Raw genomic sequence first — 19,707 nt, 5'->3', positions numbered from 1 at the left:
CTGCCCCGACGACCGCCTACCGTGCCAGCAGTTTCCGCGCAATGAACACCTGGTCCCCGTCAAGCTCGTCCTCACCGTCCTCGACCTCCCACAGACCGTTCTGCAGCACGCGGCCCAACGTCCACGCACGCGCCCGCTCACGATCCAGCCCCAGCACCTCCGTCAACAGGTCGAAACGCCACAGCACCGCGTCCTCGTCGAACCGGTTCCACAGCGCAGGCAGCAACTCGAACCCCGGATCCCCCGCGAGCGGCTTCGGATCGATCGCCAGCCACGGCTCACGCTCGGCCGCCAGGATGTTGTCGAAATGCAGGTCCCAGTGCAGCAACCGGTCACCGGGCTCCCCCGCCACCTCCCGCACCGCCCCCGCACAGTCCCACAGCAGCCGCCGCTCCTCCTCGCGCACCAGACCACGGGCCGCGGCCGGCACCCTCTCCAGCATCCCCAGTGCCACTTCCCCCAACCCGCGCAACACCGCCGGCGCCGCCACCGACGACAACCGCGCCAGCAACCCCGCCAGCACCTCCGTCGCCACCCGGTCGTCCGCCACCGCCGACAGATGCCGCCCCGGAACCACCCTCTCCAAGAGCAGCGTCCCCGTCTCCGCGTCACACTCCAGCAGCCGCGCCACCCCGTCACCGGCCCAGGTACGCAGCGCCAGCCACTCGCCCTCGGTCTCCTCGTCCCGCTGCTGCAGCTTCAGCACCGCCCGCGTCCCGTCCGCACGCACCACCGGCAGCACCAGCGACACCCCGCCGTACATCGACGGCCCGTCGACCCGCAGTCCCCACCCGTCGAGGAACGCCTCCGCCCGCCCGGGCAGCGCCGCGATCAGCGCCCGCCCGGACTCCTCCCCGTACGACAACAGCGAAGCGACCAGCTCGTCCGGAATGTCGATCACGCCGCGATCGTACGTCGCGAAACCACGCCCGGAGCAGTAAATTCCCGCCACACCAACGCGTCCACCGGCACCCGCAGGGAAGCAGCAATCGACATGAGCACCGTCAACGGCGGCATATCGTTCTGGTACGCACAGGACGGCACCCCCACCCCCCGCGAACCCCTGCCCGGCGACACCACCGCCGACGTCTGCATCGTCGGCGGCGGATACACCGGCCTGTGGACCGCCTACTACCTCAAGAAGGCCGTCCCCTTCCTCAACATCACCGTCCTCGAAGCCAAGTTCTGCGGCTACGGCGCCTCCGGACGCAACGGCGGCTGGCTCTACAACGGCATCGCAGGACGCGACCGCTACGCCCGCCTGCACGGCCACGACGCCGCCGTCCGCCTCCAGCAGGCCATGAACGACACCGTCGACGAAGTCATCCGCGTCACCGGCGACGAGGGCATCGACGCCGACATCCACAAGGGCGGCGTACTCGAGATCGCCCACACCCCCGCACAACTCGCCCGGCTCAAGGCGTTCCACGCCGTCGACATCGCCTTCGGCGAGAAGGACCGCCTCCTGCTCGGCGCCCGCGAAACCGCCGAACGCATCCGCGTCACCGGCGCCGTCGCCTCCACCTGGACCCCGCACGGCGCCCGCCTCCACCCCGCCAAACTGGTCAAGGGCCTCGCCACCGCCGTCGAAGCCCTCGGCGTCACCATCCACGAGTCCACCCCCGTCACGGAGATCAAGCCCAAACACGCCATCACCCCGTACGGCACCGTCCGCGCCCCCTCCGTCCTGCGCTGCACCGAAGGCTTCACCGCCTCCCTCAAGGGCAGCCACCGCATCTGGCTCCCCATGAACTCCTCCATGATCGTCACGGACCCCCTGCCCGAAGACGTCTGGTCCGAGATCGGCTGGGCCGGACGCGAAACCCTCGGCGACATGGCCCACTCCTACATGTACGCCCAGCGCACCGCCGACGACCGCATCGCCATCGGCGGCCGCGGCGTCCCCTACCGCTACGGCTCCAGGACCGACAACGACGGACGCACCCAGCCCGCCACCATCGACGCCCTGCGCGAGATCCTCGTCCGCTTCTTCCCCCGGCTCGCCGGCACCGGCATCGCCCACGCCTGGTCCGGCGTCCTCGGCGTCCCCCGCGACTGGTGCGCCACCGTCACCCTCGACCGCTCCACCGGCCTCGGCTGGGCCGGCGGCTACGTCGGCTCGGGCGTCGCCACCGCCAACCTCGCCGCCCGCACCCTGCGCGACCTCATCCAGCAGGACTCCGGACAGTCCGGCCCCACGGACCTGACGGCACTGCCCTGGGTCAACCACAAGGTCCGCAACTGGGAACCGGAACCCCTCCGCTGGCTCGGCGTCCACACCCTCTACGCCGCCTACCGCCGCGCCGACCACCAGGAAGCCACAACCCACACGCCGACGACGGCCCGCCTGGCCCGCCTCGCCGACAAGATCTCGGGCCGCCACTGAGCCGGTGCGGTCACGTGACGGCGAAGGGCCCCCCGGATCCGCCCGCGCGGCCGACCCGTACGCCCCGCCCGGCTCAACAGCGTGCCGCCCCGCACGCACCTCGATCCCGAAACCCCTGTAAAACGCACGTGCCCCGGACCTGAGGGGTCCGGGACACGTGTTTGGTTGGAGCCCCCTGTCGGATTCGAACCGACGACCTACGCATTACAAGTGCGTTGCTCTGGCCGGACTGAGCTAAGGAGGCAGCTTCACACAGTCACAAGCGCGTGAAAGCGTCACCACTCTACACAGAGCCATGGACCACCCGCGAAGAACTTCGCGTCGACCGTAACCACCCACCCACACGTTCGTTGAACGGACTGACGTTCTGTTCCGACCATCGGACAGCAGGGGGTGCATGACGGAGTCACCCGCTCGCGTCGTCGGCGAGGAAGCCAAGCGCATCAAGCGCGAGGCACTGGGTATCGCCGGCCGTCGCAAGCACCACCAGCGCCGGGCCGTTCCCTTGCAGCGCCGCGCCAAGGAATCCGGCACCCAGCAGCGCGTCTGCCGTTTCCGCTTCTATCCAACCGTGGACCAGGCCGCACAACTGGAGCAGACCTTCGGCGCCTGCCGGTGGGTCTACAACGAGGGGCTTGCCCTGCGGGCGCGTGCCTGGGAGCAGCATCGGGTGTCCGTGGGTTTCGCGGAGACATGCCGGGCGCTGACGGGGTGGCGTCGGGCGGAGGGGACGTCATGGCTGCGGGATGTGTCGTCGGCAGTGTTGCAATAGGTGCTGCGGCATCTGGACGGTGCGTTCTCGCGGTTCTTCAAGGGCGCGGCGAAGTATCCGAAGCGGAAAAAGAAGCGCCGGTCACGGGATTCTGCGACGTACGTGCGGACCGGGTTCCGCTGGGTCGAGGATCCGGAGCGGCCCGGTACGGGGCTGGTCACACTGGCCAAGCAGAGCGAGCCGCTCGATGTGCGGTGGTCGCGTCCGCTTCCCAGTGGTGAGGTGCCGGTGAAGCTGACGGTGACGCGGGACCGGGCCGGCCGGCATTTCCTGTCGGTGCTGGTCGAGGAACGGATCGACCCGCTGCCTGCAGCGTTTCTGCCGGGTGGGACCGAGCCGAAGGCGGTCGGTCTGGATCTTGGTCTGGCGACGTTGGTGACGCTGGACGACGGTTCGAGGCTGGAGCATCCCCGGCTGCTCAGGAAGTACGCGGACGAGCTGGCCCGGCGGCAGCGGGAACTGCACCGCAGGGAGAAGGGTTCGAGGAACAGGGGGAAGGCAAGGGAGCGGATCGCACGGCTGTATGCGCTGATCAGCGACGTTCGCAGGGATCTGTTGGATCAGTTCACGACCCGCCTCGTGCGCGAGAACCAAGTGCTCGTGGTGGAGGACCTGCCCGTCGCCGATCTGCTGCGCCCGGCCGTGGGCAAGGGACGGCGGCGGAAGGCGAAGCTGAACCAGTCGATCATCGATGCGGCGTGGGGCGAGCTGCTGCGTCAGCTGCGCTACAAGTGCGAGTGGTACGGGCGCACGCTGGTGATCGTGGACCGTTTCTTCCCGTCGACCCGCCGTTGCTCCGCATGCCGTGCGAAGGGTCCGAAGTTGGATGTTTCGGTGCGCGAGTGGACCTGCGAGGAGTGCGGCGTGCTGCACGACCGGGACGTGAACCCCGCAGTGAACCTTCGGAACGAGGGGATGCGGCTGTTCTGGTCGGTGGCGATGGCTTTGCCGCCGGGCAGGCCCATGCCGCCGGTGATCAAGGCTTCGGAGCTGCCAGAGGTCCATCTGGCAGCGTGAGAGGTAACGGACCGACGGGCCGTCGGCCGTCATGCCTGTGGAGCCCGCGTAAGGCCGTACGGGGATAGCCCTCAGGGCCATTCCGTTCGGCGATGGGCGTCGAAGCAGGAAGCACCGTTCATGCGGTAGCAGGTCAAAAGTCAACCGCTCTGCCGGTCCGTGCGCGACAGAGCATTCGAAATTTCCTCACCCACCGACTGCTGACAGATCCTCCATCGCCAGGTAGCGTCACCGAAAGTCCATCCACGGGTGGACTGGACCACTCCCTCTACAACGGATCGTCCGGCACGTTCCTGCCGGTGAAGGGAGCCATTCACCATGGCTACTGTCACGTTCGACAAGGCGACCCGGATCTACCCGGGTTCCGACAAGCCCGCCGTCGACCAGCTCGACATCCAGACCGAGGACGGCGAGTTCCTCGTCCTTGTCGGCCCCTCCGGCTGCGGAAAGTCCACCTCGCTGCGCATGCTCGCGGGGCTCGAGGACGTCAACGGCGGCGCCATCCGCATCGGTGACCGCGACGTCACGCATCTGCCGCCGAAGGACCGGGACATCGCCATGGTGTTCCAGAACTACGCGCTCTACCCGCACATGACCGTCGCCGACAACATGGGCTTCGCGCTCAAGATCGCCGGCGTCAACAAGAGCGAGATCCGCAAGAAGGTCGAGGAGGCCGCGAAGATCCTCGACCTCACCCAGTACCTGGACCGCAAGCCCAAGGCGCTCTCCGGAGGTCAGCGCCAGCGTGTCGCCATGGGCCGCGCCATCGTGCGTGAGCCGCAGGTCTTCCTCATGGACGAGCCGCTGTCGAACCTCGACGCCAAGCTCCGTGTCTCCACGCGTACGCAGATCGCCTCGCTCCAGCGCCGTCTCGGCATCACCACGGTGTACGTCACGCACGACCAGGTCGAGGCCATGACCATGGGCGACCGCGTGGCGGTGCTCAAGGACGGTCTGCTCCAGCAGGTCGACTCGCCGCGCAACATGTACGACCGCCCGGCGAACCTCTTCGTCGCCGGCTTCATCGGCTCCCCGGCCATGAACCTGGTCGAGGTCCCGATCACCGACGGCGGCGTGAAGTTCGGCAACAGCGTCGTCCCGGTCTCCCGCGAGGCCCTGTCCGCCGCCGCCGACAAGGGCGACACGACCGTGACGGTCGGCGTCCGCCCCGAGCACTTCGACGTCGTCGAGCACGGTGCCGCCGAGGCCGAGACGCTCTCCAAGGACGCCCCGGCGGGCCTCGCCGTGTCCGTGAACGTCGTCGAGGAACTCGGCGCCGACGGCTACGTGTACGGCTCCGCCCAGGTCGGCGGCGAGCACAAGGACCTGGTCGTCCGCGTCGGCGGCCGCAGCGTGCCGGACAAGGGCAGCGAGCTGCACGTCGTGCCGCGCCCGGGCGAGATCCACGTCTTCTCGACGTCGACGGGCGAGCGCCTGAGCGACTGACGCGCCGGACAGCTCTCCGGCTCGATGGCACACAGGTCGGGCTCCGCACGCGACGTGCGGAGCCCGGCTTCTCGTGCAGGCGGAGAAATCCCGTACATTCAGCGGCATTTCCCTCACCCACGTCAACACACGATTCGAAAGGAACCCTCGAACCATCCCCCGCGTGAGTGACGGGATGTCGCCATGCCATTACCGGCCGCTACGCTCGCTGACGTGACGCACACAGCCCGCCGAATCGGCCGCAGCCTCGCCCTCGTCCTGCCTGTCGTCCTGGTGCTCTCCGGGACCCTCGCGGTCTCCACCGTCCCGTGGGCAGGACAGGCCACCAAGTCGCAGATGCGCACCGCCTCTTCCGAGCACGTCTCCACGCGCGCCACGTCCCGTGCCCCGCAGGACGTTCTGCGGGACAGGCTGCTCACGGAGCTGCAGGCGAAGGACCCGGGCGTCGCGCTGACGCATCTGCAGCGCGAGGTGGAGGCGCGTCCATCGCTCGCCCAGCACTGCATGGCGATCGCCCGCGCCCTCGGCCGGGCCGCCGTGGACCGTTACGGGCCCACCCGCGCGCAGCGGTTCTCGCGGCCCGTCTGCGACACCTCCTTCGCCACGGGCGTCCAGCAGCAGGCGCTCGGGCACTGAGGGGTCCGGCGTCGCGGGCAGCCCGCGACGCCGATACGGCACCGATACGGCGCCGATACACGGACCGGTTCGACGGACCGGGCCCGCAGTCGCGGGTCCGGTCCGTGCCGTGTCCGGCGGTGCGCATATCGTTCACGGCATGCAGACGCCTACGTATCCGACGCAGGCCGTGGTCCTGGCCGGCGGCCAGGGCTCCCGGCTGCGTCCGTACACCGACGACCGCCCGAAGCCGATGGTGGAGATCCCCGGCACAGGGATGCCGATCATCGGGCACCAGCTGGCCTGGCTGGCCGCGGAGGGCGTGACCGATGCGGTGGTCTCGTGCGGCCATCTCGCCGAGGTGCTCCAGAAGTGGCTGGAGAGCGCCGATCTTCCGCTGCGGGTCACGACGGTGGTGGAGAGTGAGCCGCTGGGCCGTGGCGGCGGTCTGAAGTACGCGGCGGCGAGCCTGCCGCATCCGGACCAGCCGTGGTACGCGACGAACGGCGACATCTGGACGCGGTTCTCGTTGCGGGAGATGGCGGCGTTCCACGGGGAGCGCGACGCGACGGCGACGCTGGCGCTGGCGCGTCCACGGATTCCGTGGGGCGCGGTGGAGACGGACACCTTCGGGCACATCACGGACTTCATCGAGTCGCCGCCGTCGCCGTATCTGATCAACGCGGGTGTGTACGTGTTCTCGGCGGCGTTCACGGGGCTGCTGCCGGATGTCGGCGACCACGAGCGCACGACGTTCCCGCGGCTGGCGCGTGAGCGGCGGCTGGCGGGCTTCCCGCTGCCGCAGGGGGCGTACTGGCGGGCGATCGACACGGCGAAGGACCTGACGGAGGCCGCGAAGGAGCTCGCCTCGCAGGTGCGCTGAGCAGGTGCGCTGAGCAGGCGCGCTGAGCAGGTTCGCTGGGCCCTGTGCTGGCAGGCATACGCAGTCTCCTTCCAGGACGTACGCGCGAGGGCGGCCACCGGACGCTTCCGGTGGCCGCCCTCGCGGCGTGTGCGGTCTCAGCCCAGCAGACCGCCGATGACGCCACCGCTCCCGGAGCCGCCGCTCCCGGAGCCGCCGCTGTCGCCGGAGCCACCGGTGGAGCCTCCGGAGCCGGTTCCCCCGGAGCCGGTGCCGCCGCTGGAGGTGGGGCCGCTGGAGGTGGGGCCGGCGCTGGTGGGCGGCGGGGCGGGCCGGGAGCCGGTGGGGGGCTGCTGGCCGGTGCCCTGGGTCTGGCTGGGGGCGCCGCCGGCCTGGCCGGTCTCGCGGACGGTGTCCTCGGCGGGTGCGGAGGTCTCGGAGGCGGGGGTGCCGGAGGGGGTGGCGGACGGGGACGGCTTGTCCTCGGGCCGGCTCGAGGAGCCGGAGTGGGTGCTTGATTCCTGCGGGAGCGCGGCGCCGGGCAGGTGGTTGCTGGGGTTCTGGTGGGGGCCGGGGACGGTGACGACCTCGGTGGAGCGGACGGCGCCGCCGAGCATGGAGCCGGTGAGCATGGTGAGGCCGACGACGACGGCGGCGACGAGTCCGCCGCGGCGGAGGACGCGGCGGCGCAGGTCCCAGATCCCGGAGCGGGGGCCGAGGGTGCGCCAGGCCTCGCCGGCGAGGCGTCCGTCGACGGAGTAGACGGGGGCACCCGCGATGACCAGCGGGGACCAGGCGGCGAGGAAGATGAACTCGGGGGCGTCGTAGACGGGGACGGTCCGCCAGCTGACGGTCACGATGAGCACCGCGGACAGCAGGGCGCCGATGACGGCGGCGACGCGCTGCCACAGGCCGAGGACGGTGAGGGCGCCGACGACGACCTGGAGGAAGGCGACGGTGAGTCCGGCGCCGACGGGGTGGGCCAGTGCGAAGTCGCGCAGGGGCTCGGCCAGTGCCCAGGGGTGGAGCGAGGTCAGCCATTTGACCATGGAGCCGCGGTCGCCACCGTCGAAGTAGACGGGGTCGCAGAGCTTGCCCATCCCGGCGTACACGCAGATCAAACCGAGGAACAGGCGCAGCGGCAGGAGCACCACGCCGAGGTTGAGGCGGCGGCCGGGGTAGTAGGCGTGCCGTGTGGGGTCGCCGGTGGCCCGGTGGGAGGCGGGCGCCTCGGTGGGCGAGATCTCGGCGTACGGCTCCGGGTCGTAGTCGCTGTGGCCGTACGCGTCCCCGCCGTAGGTGTCCCCGCCGTACGCGCCCCCGCCGTAGACGCCCTGACCCTCCCGACCGCCCTGCCCGTCCCCACCGTCCTGTCCGGCCTGGCTGTAGGTGTCGTACGCGTCGTAGGCGCCGACGGCCTGGCGCATGGGCGGCAGCAGGGGCCGTGCGCCGGGGGCCGCGGGGCGCTGCACGGTGTCGTCGCCGAGGTCGACGCGCGGGATGACCCGGGTGGCGCCGGTGCCATAGGGGTCGTAGCGGTCGTAGGGGTCGTGCTCCAGGGTGGAGTTGCGCACGGCCTGGAGGAGCCCGGTCGCGCCGGAGTCCCCCGGGGCGGACCTGCCGCTCCACACGACGGGCGCCCTGCGCCGCGTGGCGCCCGCGCCGACGGAGGCCAGTCGTGCGGTGTCGGCCAGGGCACGTCCGGGGCGCGCGCGCTGGGCGAGCTGCACCCGGAAGCTGGCGTGGTTGACGATGACCTGCGCGGGATCGCAGTTCACCTTGACCATGCTCAGTGCAGGCTGATCATCGAACCCGGACCGGGGCGTTCTGGTGTCCACACTCATCTAACCGAGTGACGTGTGTTTAGGGCACGGCCCCGACGGGCCCGATCTGTCCGAGACCCGTCAAGCGCTCCTCTTGAGTCTTTTCGACCGTCCTTCACCGGGTCTGCCCGATACGGAGGCGCCCCGGGAACGCTTGCGTTCCCGGGGCGCCTCCCCCGTCCTCGTGCCGAGGGGGATCAGCGGCGCTTGGCCGCCTCGTAGAGCACGACGCCTGCCGCGACGCCCGCGTTCAGGGACTCCGCGCCGCCCGGCATGGGGATGCGGACGAGGTAGTCGCAGGTCTCGCCGACCAGGCGGGACAGGCCCTTGCCCTCGCTGCCGACCACGATCACGACCGGGCCGCCGAGCGCCTCCAGTTCGCCGACCTCGGTGTCGCCGTCGGCGGCGAGACCGACGACGGTGAGGCCGGCCTTCTGGTATGCCTCCAGCGCGCGGGTCAGGTTGGTGGCGCGGGCGACCGGCGTGCGCGCGGCCGTGCCGGCCGAGGTCTTCCAGGCACCGGCGGTCATGCCGGCCGCCCGGCGCTCGGGCACGACGACGCCGTGGCCGCCGAAGGCAGACACGGAGCGGACGACCGCGCCCAGGTTGCGCGGGTCGGTCACGCCGTCGAGCGCGACGATCAGCGGGTCGTCGCCGTCGTCGAAGGCGGCCGCCGCGAGGTCCTCGGGGTGGGCGTACTCGTACGGCGGGACCTGGAGCACCAGGCCCTGGTGGTTGAGCCCGTTCGTCATGCGGTCGAGCTCGGGGCGCGGCGCCTCCATGATGTTGATGGTGCCGCGGCCGGTGGCGAGCTGGAGCGCCTCGCGGACGCGCTCGTCGTTGTCGATGAACTGCTGGACGTAGAGGGTGGTGGCGGGCACGCCGTCACGCAGCGCCTCGAAGACCGGGTTGCGGCCGACGACCATCTCCGAGGTGCCCTTGCCGCCGCGGCGGGCGACGGGACGGCGCTGGGCCTGCTTGGCCTTGGCGTTGGCGATGCGGTTCTTGACGTGTCCCTTGCGCGCGGAGGCGGGCGGCGTCGGCCCCTTGCCCTCGAGTGCGCGGCGCCGCTTGCCACCGCTGCCGACCTGCGCGCCCTTCTTGTTGGACGTGCGGCGGTTCCTGCGCTGGCTGTTCCCGGCCATGACCTACCTGTTTCTGTAAAGCTCGCTCAAACAAAAGTGTGTACGTAAGGAAGTGTGCCGCCCGGCGGACCGGGCGGCACATCGCGCCGTGGCTCAGCGGGAGCCGAGGGTCCACCGGGGGCCGTCGGGGCTGTCCTCGATGGCGAGCCCGGACTGGCCGAGCTGGTCGCGGATGGCGTCGGCGGTGGCCCAGTCCTTGCGGGAGCGGGCGGCCTCGCGCTGCTCCAGCACCAGGCGCACCAGCGAGTCGACCACGCCGTGGAGGTCGTCGCCGCGCTCGCCCTCGCCCGCCCAGCGCTCGTCGAGCGGGTCGAGGCCGAGGACGCCGAGCATGGCGCGGACCTCGGCGAGGCGGGCCACGGCGGCTTCCTTGTCGTCGGTGGCCAGGGCGGAGTTGCCCTGGCGGACGGTGGTGTGGATGACCGCGAGGGCCTGCGGCACCCCGAGGTCGTCGTCCATGGCCTCGGCGAACGCGGGCGGCACCTCGTCGGCGGGCGCGACGACGCCCCCCGCCTTCTCGACCACGCGCTGCACGAAGCCCTCGATGCGGGCGAACGCGGACTCGGCTTCGCGCAGCGCCTCCTCGCTGTACTCGATCATCGAGCGGTAGTGCGGGGTGCCGAGGTAGTAACGCAGGACGACGGGGCGCCAGTTCTTGACCATCTCGCTGACGAGCACCGAGTTGCCGAGCGACTTGGACATCTTCTCGCCGCTCATGGTGACCCAGGCGTTGTGGACCCAGTACTGGGCGAAGTCGTCGCCGAAGGCCTTGGCCTGGGCGATCTCGTTCTCGTGGTGCGGGAAGATCAGGTCGAGGCCGCCGCCGTGGATGTCGAACGCGGAGCCGAGGTACTTGTGGGCCATGGCCGAGCACTCCAGGTGCCAGCCGGGGCGGCCGCGTCCCCAGGGCGTCTCCCAGTCGGGCTCGCCGGGCTTGGTGGCCTTCCACATGGCGAAGTCGCGCGGGTCGCGCTTGCCGGTGATGCCTTCCTCGGCGGGCTGGCGCAGGTCGTCGATGTCCTGGTTGGACAGCGCCAGGTAGTCGGGGAAGGAACGCACGTCGAAGTAGACGCTGCCGTCCGCCTCGTAGGCGTGGCCGCGCTCGATGAGGCCGCGCATCATCTCGACCATCTCGGTGACGTGGCCGGTGGCGCGCGGTTCGTAGGTGGGCGGGAGGCAGCCGAGGGCCTCGTAGCCGTCGTTGAACGCGCGCTCGTTCTCGTAGCCGATGGACCACCACGGCCGGTTCTGCTCGGCCGACTTGCTGATGATCTTGTCGTCGATGTCTGTGACGTTGCGGATGAACGTCACGTCGTAGCCGCGGTACTCGAACCAGCGGCGCATGATGTCGAAGTTGAGGCCCGACCTGATGTGCCCGATGTGCGGTGCGGCCTGCACGGTGGCGCCACACAGGTAGATCGAGACACAACCCGGCACGAGGGGGGTGAAGTCACGGATCTGCCGGGCGCTGGTGTCGTACAGGCGAATAGTCACGCCACAAGGGTAGTGGGCGGACGGCAGTGCCCCGCGCCCCCCGGTGGGGTTCGCGGGTCACCTTGTGATATCGCCCGCCGAAACGGATTCAGTCTCTCCGCACGATGAGCGCGGTCGCGACGGCGGCGAGCCCCTCGGCCCGTCCGGTCAGGCCGAGCCCGTCGGTGGTGGTGCCGGACACGGAGACGGGGGCGCCCGCGGCGGCCGAGAGCGCCTTCTGCGCCTCGTCGCGCCGCTTGCCGATCTTCGGCCGTACGCCGATCACCTGAACGGAGACATTGCCGATCTCGAAGCCCTCGGCACGCACGATCCGGGCGGCCTCCGCGAGGAGGGTGACGCCGGACGCGCCGGACCACTCGGGCCGGGAGGTTCCGAAGTGGGCGCCGAGGTCGCCGATGCCTGCGGCGGAGAACAAGGCGTCGCAGGCGGCGTGCGCGGCGACGTCACCGTCGGAGTGGCCGGCGAGTCCGTATCCGTCGGCGTCCTCCCAGAGCAGGCCCGCGCACCACAGTTCGCGGCCCTTCTCGAAGGCGTGCACGTCGGTGCCGATGCCGACGAGGGGGAGCTTCAGCGGCTCAGAAGCCATCGGTGGCCCTCCTGCGGGCGAGGACGGCCTCGGCGAGGACGAGGTCGAGCGGCCGGGTCACCTTGAAGGCCTCCTCGTGGCCGGGGACGACGACGACCTTCAGGCCGAGCTGCTCCACCATGCTCGCGTCGTCGGTGACGTCGCCGGTCACGGTCTCGTGCGCGCGGACGAGGGTGTCGTGGTCGAAGCCCTGGGGGGTCTGGACGGCGCGGAGCCTCGCGCGCTCGGGAGTGGCGACGACCGGCTCGGGCTCGCCCTCCGGGGCCGGCTCGATCTCCTTGACGGTGTCGGCGAGCGGCAGCGCCGGTACGACGGCGGGCGCGCCGTCGCGCACGGCCTCGATGACGGCGTCCACGGTGTCGACGGGCACGAGCGGGCGCGCCGCGTCGTGGACCAGGACGATGTCGATGCCGTCGGGGAGGGCGTCGAGGCCGAGGCGTACGGATTCCTGGCGGGTGTCGCCGCCGGGGACGACGAGGTAGTCCGTCCTCTCCGGCAGGGCGTGGGCGTCCAGGAGGCGCTTGACCTCGGGGGCGCCGTCCGGGGGCGCCACGACGACGACGAGGGAGACGGCGCGGGACGCGGCCATGGCGCGGACGGCGTGGACGAGCATGGGCGTGCCGCTCAGCGCGCGCAGGGCCTTGGGGGCGCCCGGTCCGAGGCGCACGCCCCGGCCGGCGGCCGGGATCACGGCTGCGGTGCGGTGGGGGCGCGGTTGGTCTGGCATCGGTTGCACTCCGGCAGGTTTGTTTCCGCGGCCGACATGGGTATGGCCTGGGCATGCCCCCGGCCGTCAGGTGGGGGGAGTGCCGGGCGCGACGCCTTGACCGGACCCTTCCGTGACCACGGTCTGCGCCAGCCGCCCGGGCCCGGCACACCACAACAGCGCACGGTGCGAGCGGCGAGTGGTCGGCGTGGGACATCGACACGACACTCATGGACGAACATGCCGCAGCGCCCGGCGACAGGCTGGATCGTCCAGCGTGTCAGCGGGCACCGCGGCATCAATCGTGCGTCAGGACGCGAGGACCTCGTCGAGCAGGGCCTCGGCCTTGTCCTCATTGGTGTTCTCCGCGAGGGCGAGCTCGCTCACCAGGATCTGGCGCGCCTTGGCGAGCATCCGCTTCTCACCGGCGGAAAGCCCGCGCTCGCGCTCACGCCGCCACAGGTCACGTACCACTTCGGCGACCTTGATGACATCGCCGGAGGCGAGCTTCTCGAGATTTGCCTTGTAGCGCCGGGACCAGTTCGTCGGCTCCTCCGCGTAAGGTGCGCGAAGAACCTCGAAGACCCGGTCGAGCCCGTCCTGACCGACCACATCGCGAACGCCGACGAACTCCGCATTGTCCGCCGGGACACGAACCGTCAGGTCGCCCTGGGCGACCTTGAGCACCAAGTAGGTCTTGTCCACGCCTTTGATCTGGCGAGTTTCGATGGCCTCGATCAGCGCGGCCCCGTGATGGGGATAGACCACGGTGTCGCCAACCTTGAACGTCATGTGACAGGTACCCCTTCCGTGGCTATCCAGGGTAACACGGATACGGCTTCTTCTGAATGGCGTTTTCGCAGGTCAGGGCATATCTCGGGGCTTGACAACAGCGACACGAACGTGCTGCGGACAGCTTGCGGAGGGGGGTATTCGCAGGTCGGAGCGGCTGCACGGGCACACAGAAACGCACACGTTACACACCGCGCACCCCCCTTCCAAGGGGTTGAACGTCCCGATTTGCCGGGTTCTCGACGGCCGAGTTCATGTAGTCCGTTCGAGGATCGGTCACTCGTACGGCTCCCCGCGGCGCCGAATCCGGAATTGATCACCTCGGGCTATTTCGCAAGGAAAGCGTGACCCCCAGGGAAATTGATCACCGGCCTCATATGAACGGCGCGTGTATCGGCTGATCGGAACGCCTGCCCGAAGTCCGAAAGCATGCCGTCACCGCCGCCCGCCGGCCCCCGGGCCCGGGCCGGGCGGGCAAAGGGCGGGTCGGGTGCGGGGCGCGACCTGCGGCTCGGTAACCTGAGCGCGAGCTGACGCCACAGGCCGGTGACAGCCACCCAACAGTCCGTACGTCCTAGGAGATGCCGCCGCCGTGAGCAGCAGCCTTCGACGCGGTGCCCTCGCCGGCGCTGCCATCGTCTTCTCGATCGCCTCGCTCTCCGCCTGCGGTGCGGGCAACGACGCGCAGACCCTCGGCGTCAAGCCGGACAACGCCGCGACGGCCGTCGACAACCTCAAGCTCCAGAACGCGACCGTCATCACGCAGGCCGAGACCGGCGCCAAGGGCCCGGCGGTCGTCAGCGTGACGATCTTCAACGACGGCACCCAGAAGCAGACCCTCGACTCGATCACGCTTCCGGGTTCCGACGCGAAGGTCCAGCTCAAGGCGGCCCGGGGCGCCGGGAAGATCACGGTCCCGGCCGGCGGCTCGGTGATCATCGGCGGCAAGGGCAACGCGTCCGCCGTCATCGCGGGCGGCCGGGAGGCGGTGAAGGATGGCGACACGCAGGAGGTCGTCTTCAGCTTCAGCGAGACCGGCGACGTGAAGATGCTGGCGTTCGTCGTCCCGGCCACCGGCTACTACGAGGGCTACGGCCCCTCCGCGGCGCCGAAGCCGGCGGCCGAGCGGCCTGTCGCCCAGGCGCCGTCGGGCTCTCCGTCCGGTTCGCCCTCGGGCTCGCCGGCCGGCTCGCAGCAGCGCGAGGCCGCGGGCGGCGAGGCGTCGGCCCCGTCCGACTCGGCCTCGGCGTCGCACGGCTCGGGCCACTGACGCACCGCGCACCGGACATACGCCAGAGGGCGCCCACCGAGATCGGTGGGCGCCCTACCGGTATGTGCGTATACGTGCGGGACTCCGTCCGGCGCGAACGGGCGCCGAGCGGCCTCAGGCCGCGGCCTACGGCTCGAACTTGTAGCCCAGGCCGCGCACCGTCACCAGGTAACGCGGGGCGCCCGGGTCCGGCTCGATCTTCGCGCGCAGACGCTTGACGTGGACGTCGAGGGTCTTGGTGTCGCCGACGTAGTCCGCGCCCCACACCCGGTCGATGAGCTGCATACGGGTCAGGACCCGGCCCGCGTTGCGCAGCAGCATCTCCAGCAGGTCGAACTCCTTCAGCGGCAGGTCGACCTTGCCGCCGGACACGGTGACGACGTGGCGGTCCACGTCCATCCGGACGGGGCCGGCCTCCAGGGCCGCGGGGGTGACCTCCTCCGGCTCACCGCGGCGGCGCAGCACCGCGCGGATGCGGGCGACCAGCTCCCTCGAGGAGAAGGGCTTGGTCACGTAGTCGTCGGCTCCTATCTCCAGCCCGACGACCTTGTCGATCTCGCTGTCCTTCGCGGTCACCATGATGACCGGGACGTTCGAGCGGCCGCGCAGCTGGCGGCAGACCTCGGTACCGGGCAGGCCGGGCAGCATCAGGTCGAGGAGCACGAGGTCGGCGCCGTTGCGCTCGAACTCGTCGAGTCCCTCGGGACCCGTGGTCGCCACGGCGACCTCGAAGCCCTCCTTGCGAAGCATGTAGGACAGGGCGTCGCTGAAGGATTCCTCATCCTCGACGACGAGCACTCGGGTCACGGAAGGACCTCCGGGGCAGGAATTTCACTGTTCTGGTCAGGGGAGTCGATGCCGTAATGCCGGTCGTCGTCCTCGTCGACGCGATCCGGTCCTGTGGTGGTGGAGCGGTCCCGCGCGGCGCCTGCCTCGGGCAGCCGCAGGGTGAACGTGGAGCCTTGTCCCTCGGAGCTCCACACCGTGACCTCCCCGCCGTGCGAGGCGGCCACGTGCTTGACGATGGCGAGGCCCAGGCCGGTGCCGCCGGTGGCGCGGGAGCGGGCCGGATCGACGCGGTAGAACCGCTCGAAGATCCGCTCGCGGTCCTTCTCGGAGATACCGATGCCCTGGTCGGTGACGGCGATCTCGATGAGGTCGCCCCCGGGCGCGCTGACCCGGCGGGCGGAGATGCCGACGCGCGTACGGGCCGGTGAGTAGTTGACCGCGTTCTCGACGAGGTTGCCGAGGGCGGCGGCGAGCTGGCCACGGCTTCCCCAGATGCTGAGGTCGGCGGTTCCTCCCGCGGCCATGGTGATCTGCTTGGTGGACGCGGTGTGCCGGGAGCGGTCGATGGCCTCGGCGACCAGTTCGTCCACGCGCACGGGCTCGGAGTCCTCCAGGGGGTCGTCGTTCTGGACCCGGGAGAGGTCGATGAGCTCCTGTACGAGATTGGTGAGCCGGGTCGCCTCGATCTGCATGCGGCCGGCGAAGCGCATGACCGCCTCGGGGTCGTCCGAGGCGTCCATGACCGCCTCGGAGAGCAGGGAGAGCGCGCCGACGGGTGTCTTGAGCTCATGGCTGACGTTGGCGACGAAGTCGCGCCGCACCGCCTCTATGCGGCGCGCCTCGGTGAGGTCCTCGACGAGGAGGAGGACGAGGCGTGAGCCGAGCGGGGCGACGCGGGCGGAGACGGCCAGGGCCTCGCCGCGGCCGCTGCCGCGCCGGGGCAGGTCCAGCTCGACCTGCCGTATCTCGCCGTCGCGCCGGGTGTCGCGGGCCATGTGCAGCATCGGTTCGACGGCGAGCTTTCCGCCGCGGACCAGACCGAGTGCGTACGCCGCGGAGCTGGCCTTGACGACCGAGTCGGATTCGTCGAGGACGACCGCGGACGAGCGGAGCACGGACAGCACGGTGTCGACGCCGGGCGGCAGCACGGCATCGGTGTGGAGCGAGGTGCGGGTGGGGCGCTTCTGTTCCCGCTCGCTCCAGCGGAACGCCAGCACCGCGATGACGCCGGTGCACAGACCGGCGATCGCTGCTGCTGCGGCGACCGCCGCGTTCACGTCCATGCATCCAGGTTATGCGGGGCCCGAGACACTCTCCCAGCCAAACGGGTGGCACCTCGAACAGTCGTCGCTCAGAGTTCACCATGGAGAAAGTGATGGTTCATTTGCGGGGGAGCGTTCGGACGACTAAGGGGCCGAACGTGGGAGCGTGGGGGTTCGGACCCCCCACCCGGACCCCGGTCGCATCAAGAGAGGGACACCCAATGCGTGACGCGTACCACGAGGAACTGGACTCGATCGGCGAGGGCCTGGTCGAGATGGCCCGGCTGGTCGGGTCGGCGATCGGGCGCGCCACGACGGCCATGCTCGACGCCGACCTCAAGCTGGCCGAGAACGTGATCGCCGCCGACCAGAAGGTCGACGACCTCCAGCACGACCTGGAGGCGCGGGCGATCGCCCTGCTGGCCCGGCAGCAGCCGGTCGCGACGGATCTGCGGATCGTGGTGACCTCGCTGCGGATGAGCGCCGACCTCGAGCGCTCGGGCGACCTCGCGCAGCACGTGGCGAAGCTGGCGCGGCTGCGCTTCCCGGACCGCGCGGTGCCGAACGACCTGCACGCGACGATTCTGCAGATGGGTCAGCTGGCGCAGCGCCTGATGGCGAAGGCGGCGGAGGTCATCATCACCAAGGACGTCGACCTGGCGCTCCAGCTGGAGCAGGACGACGACGAGATGGACCTGCTGCACCGCACGCTCTTCCAGCACCTGATGGACGACCGCTGGAAGCACGGCATCGAGACGGCCGTGGACGTGACGCTGCTCGGCCGCTACTACGAGCGCTTCGCCGACCACGCGGTGTCGGTGGCCAAGCGCGTGGTGTACCTGGTGACGGGCGAGTACGCGGACGAGCTCCAGCAGCAGACCGCCGTCGAGGGCGCGTAGTCGAGGGCGTGTGGCGGCATCCGACGGCGCATTGGGGGGCGCTTGCGCACATGCGCCGTTGATGCGCCGGGCCTGCCGGGCGTGCAATGGTCGAAGGCGGCATGTCCGTATGCCGGTGATGCGCGCGCCCGGCAGCGCGCGCCATGAGGAGGCGTCCATGGCCGAGTCCCCCAAGCCCGAATCCCCGCAGGAAGCGAGCTGCGTCGAAGTAGTCTTTCTGCCCGTCCTCGGCGCCTGCGGCTGCGGCTCGGGCTGCGGCTGCGGCTGCCAGTCGGGCGCGCCGTGCCAGTGCGGCGGCTGCTGCGGGTAGCGGCGGACGGCACGCGGCCGAAGGTCCTGCCCTGCGAGAAGGGGGGCGGGACCTTCGGCGTCCCTGAGCGCGGAAGGCGGCGCGGGGCCGCCTCCGTAAGGGGCTGAGTCCCCCCATCCACGCGCGGATCGGCACAGAGCCGGGCCGCGGCTCGAGTGTCGGCCGGCCAGGGAGCCGCCATAGACTCGAAGGACCGGTTCGGGAACGGGGGTTCGTGAGGCGGACCGGGAACGGGGGGACGGCCACCCCAGGAGGACGCGATGCTGCGGCACACCAGACTGGCCGGCGAATCGGCGGACTACCTCGAAGCCCGCGAAGAGCTGCGCAGGGCCGAGATCGACCTGATGCGCCACCGCGAAAGGGTCGCGGCCCAGCGACGGGCACTTCCGCAAGGGCCACCCGTCGACGACTACGTCTTCCTCGAGGGCCCCGCCGACCTCGACGCCGACGACACACCGGTCCGCAAGGTCACCCTGAGCGAGTTGTTCACCGCGCCGGACCGCCCGCTGATCGTCTACCACTTCATGTACGGCAAGCTGCAGACGGCCCCCTGCCCGATGTGCACCCTGTGGATCGACGGCTTCAACGCGATCGCCCACCACATCGCCCGCAACGCCGACCTCGCGATCGCCGCGGCCGCCGACGTGCCGACCCTCCGGCAGCACTCCCGGAACCGGGGCTGGCACCGGCTACGGCTCCTGAGCTGCGGCGACAGCACGTTCAAGTACGACCTGGGCAGCGAGGACAAGGACGGCGAACAGGACTCCACCGTCTCCGTGTTCTCCCGCGACGGCGACGGCACGGTCCGCCACTTCTACTCGGCCCACCCACGCATGGCCGACGACATCGACGAGCGCGGCATCGACCTCCTGGCCCCCGTCTGGCACCTCCTCGACCTGACCCCGCAGGGCCGCGGCGACTGGTACCCGAGCCTCGACTACTGACCCGCGGACCGGCGGTACGTCCGGACCGCTACGCGCCGGGGGCCCGGTACTGGACCTGCCCGGCTTTGCGCAGCGCATCCATGGTTTCGTCGATGGTCAGGAGAACGGTCGTCTCGAACGAGCTGAGTGCGCCGCCTCCGCTGATCGCCAGGGCGACCGCGGCCATGGAGACGTTGTCGGGGGCCTCCCACAGGTTGTAGCCGTCGCGGGTGCCGAACGCGTACCAGAAGCCGTGGAGCTTGCCGCCGACGGACTCGATGTACGACTGAGCGGCCTTTGCGCGGTCCTCGGGGTGGCTGATCAGTCTCGCCCAGGTCTCCGGCGTGTAGCTGAACCTCGACAGATAGAGCGGCATCATGTCTCCCTTTCGTCCCACCAAGGGATGCCCCCGCGGGGTGGAAAACGCCGCCCAGGCCGCCCGCGTGTCCCCGAATGGCCGGGGACGATGACCGGAATGGCGACTGCCGGTGAGCGACTCGACCCGCGACATGGCACGCGGCCAGTACATCGACCCGCGCTCGGCTCGGATCACCTTCGAGCAGTACGCCGAACGGCGCGCCGAAGCACCTGACGGCCCGCGGGCAGCGAG

Annotated in this window: 19 protein-coding genes and 1 tRNA gene; 9 read left to right on the top strand and 11 right to left on the bottom strand. The window is 70.6% G+C overall.

The window, feature by feature from the left end; translation table 11 throughout:
- Positions 1-16 precede the first annotated feature (16 nt).
- Entirely contained in the window at positions 17-901 is an 885-nt protein-coding gene (locus ACLB9X_RS14105; RefSeq protein ID WP_410360896.1) for an aminoglycoside phosphotransferase family protein, read from the bottom strand.
- Between the two features lie 93 nt (positions 902-994).
- Between ACLB9X_RS14105 and ACLB9X_RS14100 the strand changes: the two genes are divergently transcribed.
- Positions 995-2,386, top strand: coding sequence for an NAD(P)/FAD-dependent oxidoreductase (locus tag ACLB9X_RS14100; protein WP_410360670.1), 1,392 nt, complete (start codon positions 995-997; stop codon positions 2,384-2,386).
- A gap of 166 nt (positions 2,387-2,552) precedes the next feature.
- On the opposite strand, the gene ACLB9X_RS14095 is transcribed toward ACLB9X_RS14100, so the two are convergent.
- Positions 2,553-2,630 (bottom strand) — tRNA-Thr (locus ACLB9X_RS14095).
- A 153-nt stretch (positions 2,631-2,783) separates the two neighbouring features.
- Here ACLB9X_RS14095 and ACLB9X_RS14090 point away from each other — a divergent pair.
- The 5 genes from ACLB9X_RS14090 (at position 2,784) to ACLB9X_RS14070 (ending at position 7,119) form a co-directional block, all read left to right on the top strand.
- Positions 2,784-3,158 (top strand): helix-turn-helix domain-containing protein, encoded by a 375-nt coding sequence (locus ACLB9X_RS14090; RefSeq protein WP_410360669.1) that lies wholly within the window; start codon positions 2,784-2,786, stop codon positions 3,156-3,158.
- The gene (locus ACLB9X_RS14085; RefSeq protein ID WP_410360668.1) at positions 3,159-4,175 is read left to right on the top strand and encodes an RNA-guided endonuclease InsQ/TnpB family protein; all 1,017 of its coding nucleotides are present in this window, start codon (positions 3,159-3,161) and stop codon (positions 4,173-4,175) included. It begins immediately after the preceding gene.
- 318 nt (positions 4,176-4,493) lie between these two features.
- Positions 4,494-5,621, top strand: coding sequence for an ABC transporter ATP-binding protein (locus tag ACLB9X_RS14080; protein ID WP_410360667.1), 1,128 nt, complete (start codon positions 4,494-4,496; stop codon positions 5,619-5,621).
- Between the two features lie 213 nt (positions 5,622-5,834).
- The gene (locus ACLB9X_RS14075; RefSeq protein WP_410360666.1) at positions 5,835-6,257 is read left to right on the top strand and encodes a hypothetical protein; all 423 of its coding nucleotides are present in this window, start codon (positions 5,835-5,837) and stop codon (positions 6,255-6,257) included.
- Positions 6,258-6,396: 139 nt separating this feature from the next.
- Positions 6,397-7,119: an NDP-sugar synthase gene (locus ACLB9X_RS14070; protein ID WP_410360665.1), complete on the top strand. Its 723-nt coding sequence runs from the start codon at positions 6,397-6,399 to the stop codon at positions 7,117-7,119.
- A 137-nt stretch (positions 7,120-7,256) separates the two neighbouring features.
- Here the strand turns inward: ACLB9X_RS14070 and ACLB9X_RS14065 are convergent, their stop codons facing one another.
- The 6 genes from ACLB9X_RS14065 to ACLB9X_RS14040 form a co-directional block, all read right to left on the bottom strand.
- Positions 7,257-8,942 carry a DoxX family protein gene (locus tag ACLB9X_RS14065; protein ID WP_410360664.1) on the bottom strand — a complete coding sequence of 562 codons (1,686 nt, stop codon included), beginning with the start codon at positions 8,940-8,942 and terminating at the stop codon, positions 7,257-7,259.
- A 176-nt stretch (positions 8,943-9,118) separates the two neighbouring features.
- Complete coding sequence (gene rlmB / locus ACLB9X_RS14060) at positions 9,119-10,066, bottom strand: 23S rRNA (guanosine(2251)-2'-O)-methyltransferase RlmB (RefSeq protein ID WP_410360663.1); 948 nt, start codon at positions 10,064-10,066, stop codon at positions 9,119-9,121.
- Between the two features lie 93 nt (positions 10,067-10,159).
- Positions 10,160-11,560, bottom strand: coding sequence for a cysteine--tRNA ligase (cysS, locus tag ACLB9X_RS14055; protein ID WP_410360662.1), 1,401 nt, complete (start codon positions 11,558-11,560; stop codon positions 10,160-10,162).
- Between the two features lie 88 nt (positions 11,561-11,648).
- Positions 11,649-12,146 (bottom strand): 2-C-methyl-D-erythritol 2,4-cyclodiphosphate synthase, encoded by a 498-nt coding sequence (ispF, locus tag ACLB9X_RS14050; RefSeq protein WP_410360661.1) that lies wholly within the window; start codon positions 12,144-12,146, stop codon positions 11,649-11,651.
- On the bottom strand, positions 12,136-12,873 hold the full coding sequence (gene ispD, locus ACLB9X_RS14045; RefSeq protein ID WP_410360660.1) for a 2-C-methyl-D-erythritol 4-phosphate cytidylyltransferase: 738 nt from the start codon (positions 12,871-12,873) through the stop codon (positions 12,136-12,138). The genes ispF and ispD overlap by 11 nt, the downstream gene beginning before the upstream one ends.
- Positions 12,874-13,161: 288 nt before the next feature.
- Positions 13,162-13,644, bottom strand: a complete 483-nt coding sequence (locus ACLB9X_RS14040; protein ID WP_003953493.1) for a CarD family transcriptional regulator — start codon at positions 13,642-13,644, stop codon at positions 13,162-13,164.
- A gap of 592 nt (positions 13,645-14,236) precedes the next feature.
- On the opposite strand from ACLB9X_RS14040, the gene ACLB9X_RS14035 reads away from it, so the two are divergent.
- A complete protein-coding gene (locus tag ACLB9X_RS14035) occupies positions 14,237-14,914 on the top strand; it encodes a DUF461 domain-containing protein (RefSeq protein ID WP_410360659.1) in 678 nt (225 codons plus the stop codon).
- A gap of 126 nt (positions 14,915-15,040) precedes the next feature.
- Here the strand turns inward: ACLB9X_RS14035 and ACLB9X_RS14030 are convergent, their stop codons facing one another.
- A complete protein-coding gene (locus tag ACLB9X_RS14030) occupies positions 15,041-15,721 on the bottom strand; it encodes a response regulator transcription factor (protein WP_018847140.1) in 681 nt (226 codons plus the stop codon).
- Positions 15,718-16,986 (bottom strand): sensor histidine kinase, encoded by a 1,269-nt coding sequence (locus ACLB9X_RS14025; RefSeq protein ID WP_410360658.1) that lies wholly within the window; start codon positions 16,984-16,986, stop codon positions 15,718-15,720. Before ACLB9X_RS14025 ends, ACLB9X_RS14030 begins: the two co-directional genes overlap by 4 nt.
- Before the next feature lie 200 nt (positions 16,987-17,186).
- Here ACLB9X_RS14025 and phoU point away from each other — a divergent pair, with 200 nt between their 5' ends.
- A complete protein-coding gene (phoU, locus tag ACLB9X_RS14020; protein WP_410360657.1) occupies positions 17,187-17,864 on the top strand; it encodes a phosphate signaling complex protein PhoU in 678 nt (225 codons plus the stop codon).
- Positions 17,865-18,434: 570 nt separating this feature from the next.
- The gene (locus tag ACLB9X_RS14015; RefSeq protein WP_410360656.1) at positions 18,435-19,118 is read left to right on the top strand and encodes a DUF899 family protein; all 684 of its coding nucleotides are present in this window, start codon (positions 18,435-18,437) and stop codon (positions 19,116-19,118) included.
- A 28-nt stretch (positions 19,119-19,146) separates the two neighbouring features.
- Here ACLB9X_RS14015 and ACLB9X_RS14010 read toward each other — a convergent pair whose 3' ends face one another.
- Complete coding sequence (locus ACLB9X_RS14010) at positions 19,147-19,473, bottom strand: GYD domain-containing protein (protein ID WP_410360895.1); 327 nt, start codon at positions 19,471-19,473, stop codon at positions 19,147-19,149.
- Positions 19,474-19,707 lie beyond the last annotated feature (234 nt).

The sequence above is a fragment of the Streptomyces sp. 5K101 genome (genome assembly GCF_046506645.1).
GTDB lineage: Bacteria > Actinomycetota > Actinomycetes > Streptomycetales > Streptomycetaceae > Streptomyces.
The sequence above is the reverse complement of the archived record's forward strand: the minus strand, read 5'-3'. Positions and strand labels throughout refer to the sequence as shown.

Excerpts from the sequence above, each read along its gene's own strand:
- ispF (WP_410360661.1), bottom strand. The coding sequence starts at position 12,146 with ATGGCTTCTGAGCCGCTGAAGCTCCCCCTCGTCGGCATCGGCACCGAC.
- ACLB9X_RS14025 (WP_410360658.1), bottom strand. The coding sequence starts at position 16,986 with ATGGACGTGAACGCGGCGGTCGCCGCAGCAGCAGCGATCGCCGGTCTG.
- ACLB9X_RS14100 (WP_410360670.1), top strand. The coding sequence starts at position 995 with ATGAGCACCGTCAACGGCGGCATATCGTTCTGGTACGCACAGGACGGC.
- ACLB9X_RS14010 (WP_410360895.1), bottom strand. The coding sequence starts at position 19,473 with ATGCCGCTCTATCTGTCGAGGTTCAGCTACACGCCGGAGACCTGGGCG.
- ACLB9X_RS14065 (WP_410360664.1), bottom strand. The coding sequence starts at position 8,942 with ATGAGTGTGGACACCAGAACGCCCCGGTCCGGGTTCGATGATCAGCCT.
- ACLB9X_RS14070 (WP_410360665.1), top strand. The coding sequence starts at position 6,397 with ATGCAGACGCCTACGTATCCGACGCAGGCCGTGGTCCTGGCCGGCGGC.
- rlmB (WP_410360663.1), bottom strand. The coding sequence starts at position 10,066 with ATGGCCGGGAACAGCCAGCGCAGGAACCGCCGCACGTCCAACAAGAAG.
- ACLB9X_RS14080 (WP_410360667.1), top strand. The coding sequence starts at position 4,494 with ATGGCTACTGTCACGTTCGACAAGGCGACCCGGATCTACCCGGGTTCC.
- ACLB9X_RS14040 (WP_003953493.1), bottom strand. The coding sequence starts at position 13,644 with ATGACGTTCAAGGTTGGCGACACCGTGGTCTATCCCCATCACGGGGCC.
- phoU (WP_410360657.1), top strand. The coding sequence starts at position 17,187 with ATGCGTGACGCGTACCACGAGGAACTGGACTCGATCGGCGAGGGCCTG.
- ACLB9X_RS14015 (WP_410360656.1), top strand. The coding sequence starts at position 18,435 with ATGCTGCGGCACACCAGACTGGCCGGCGAATCGGCGGACTACCTCGAA.
- ispD (WP_410360660.1), bottom strand. The coding sequence starts at position 12,873 with ATGCCAGACCAACCGCGCCCCCACCGCACCGCAGCCGTGATCCCGGCC.
- ACLB9X_RS14090 (WP_410360669.1), top strand. The coding sequence starts at position 2,784 with ATGACGGAGTCACCCGCTCGCGTCGTCGGCGAGGAAGCCAAGCGCATC.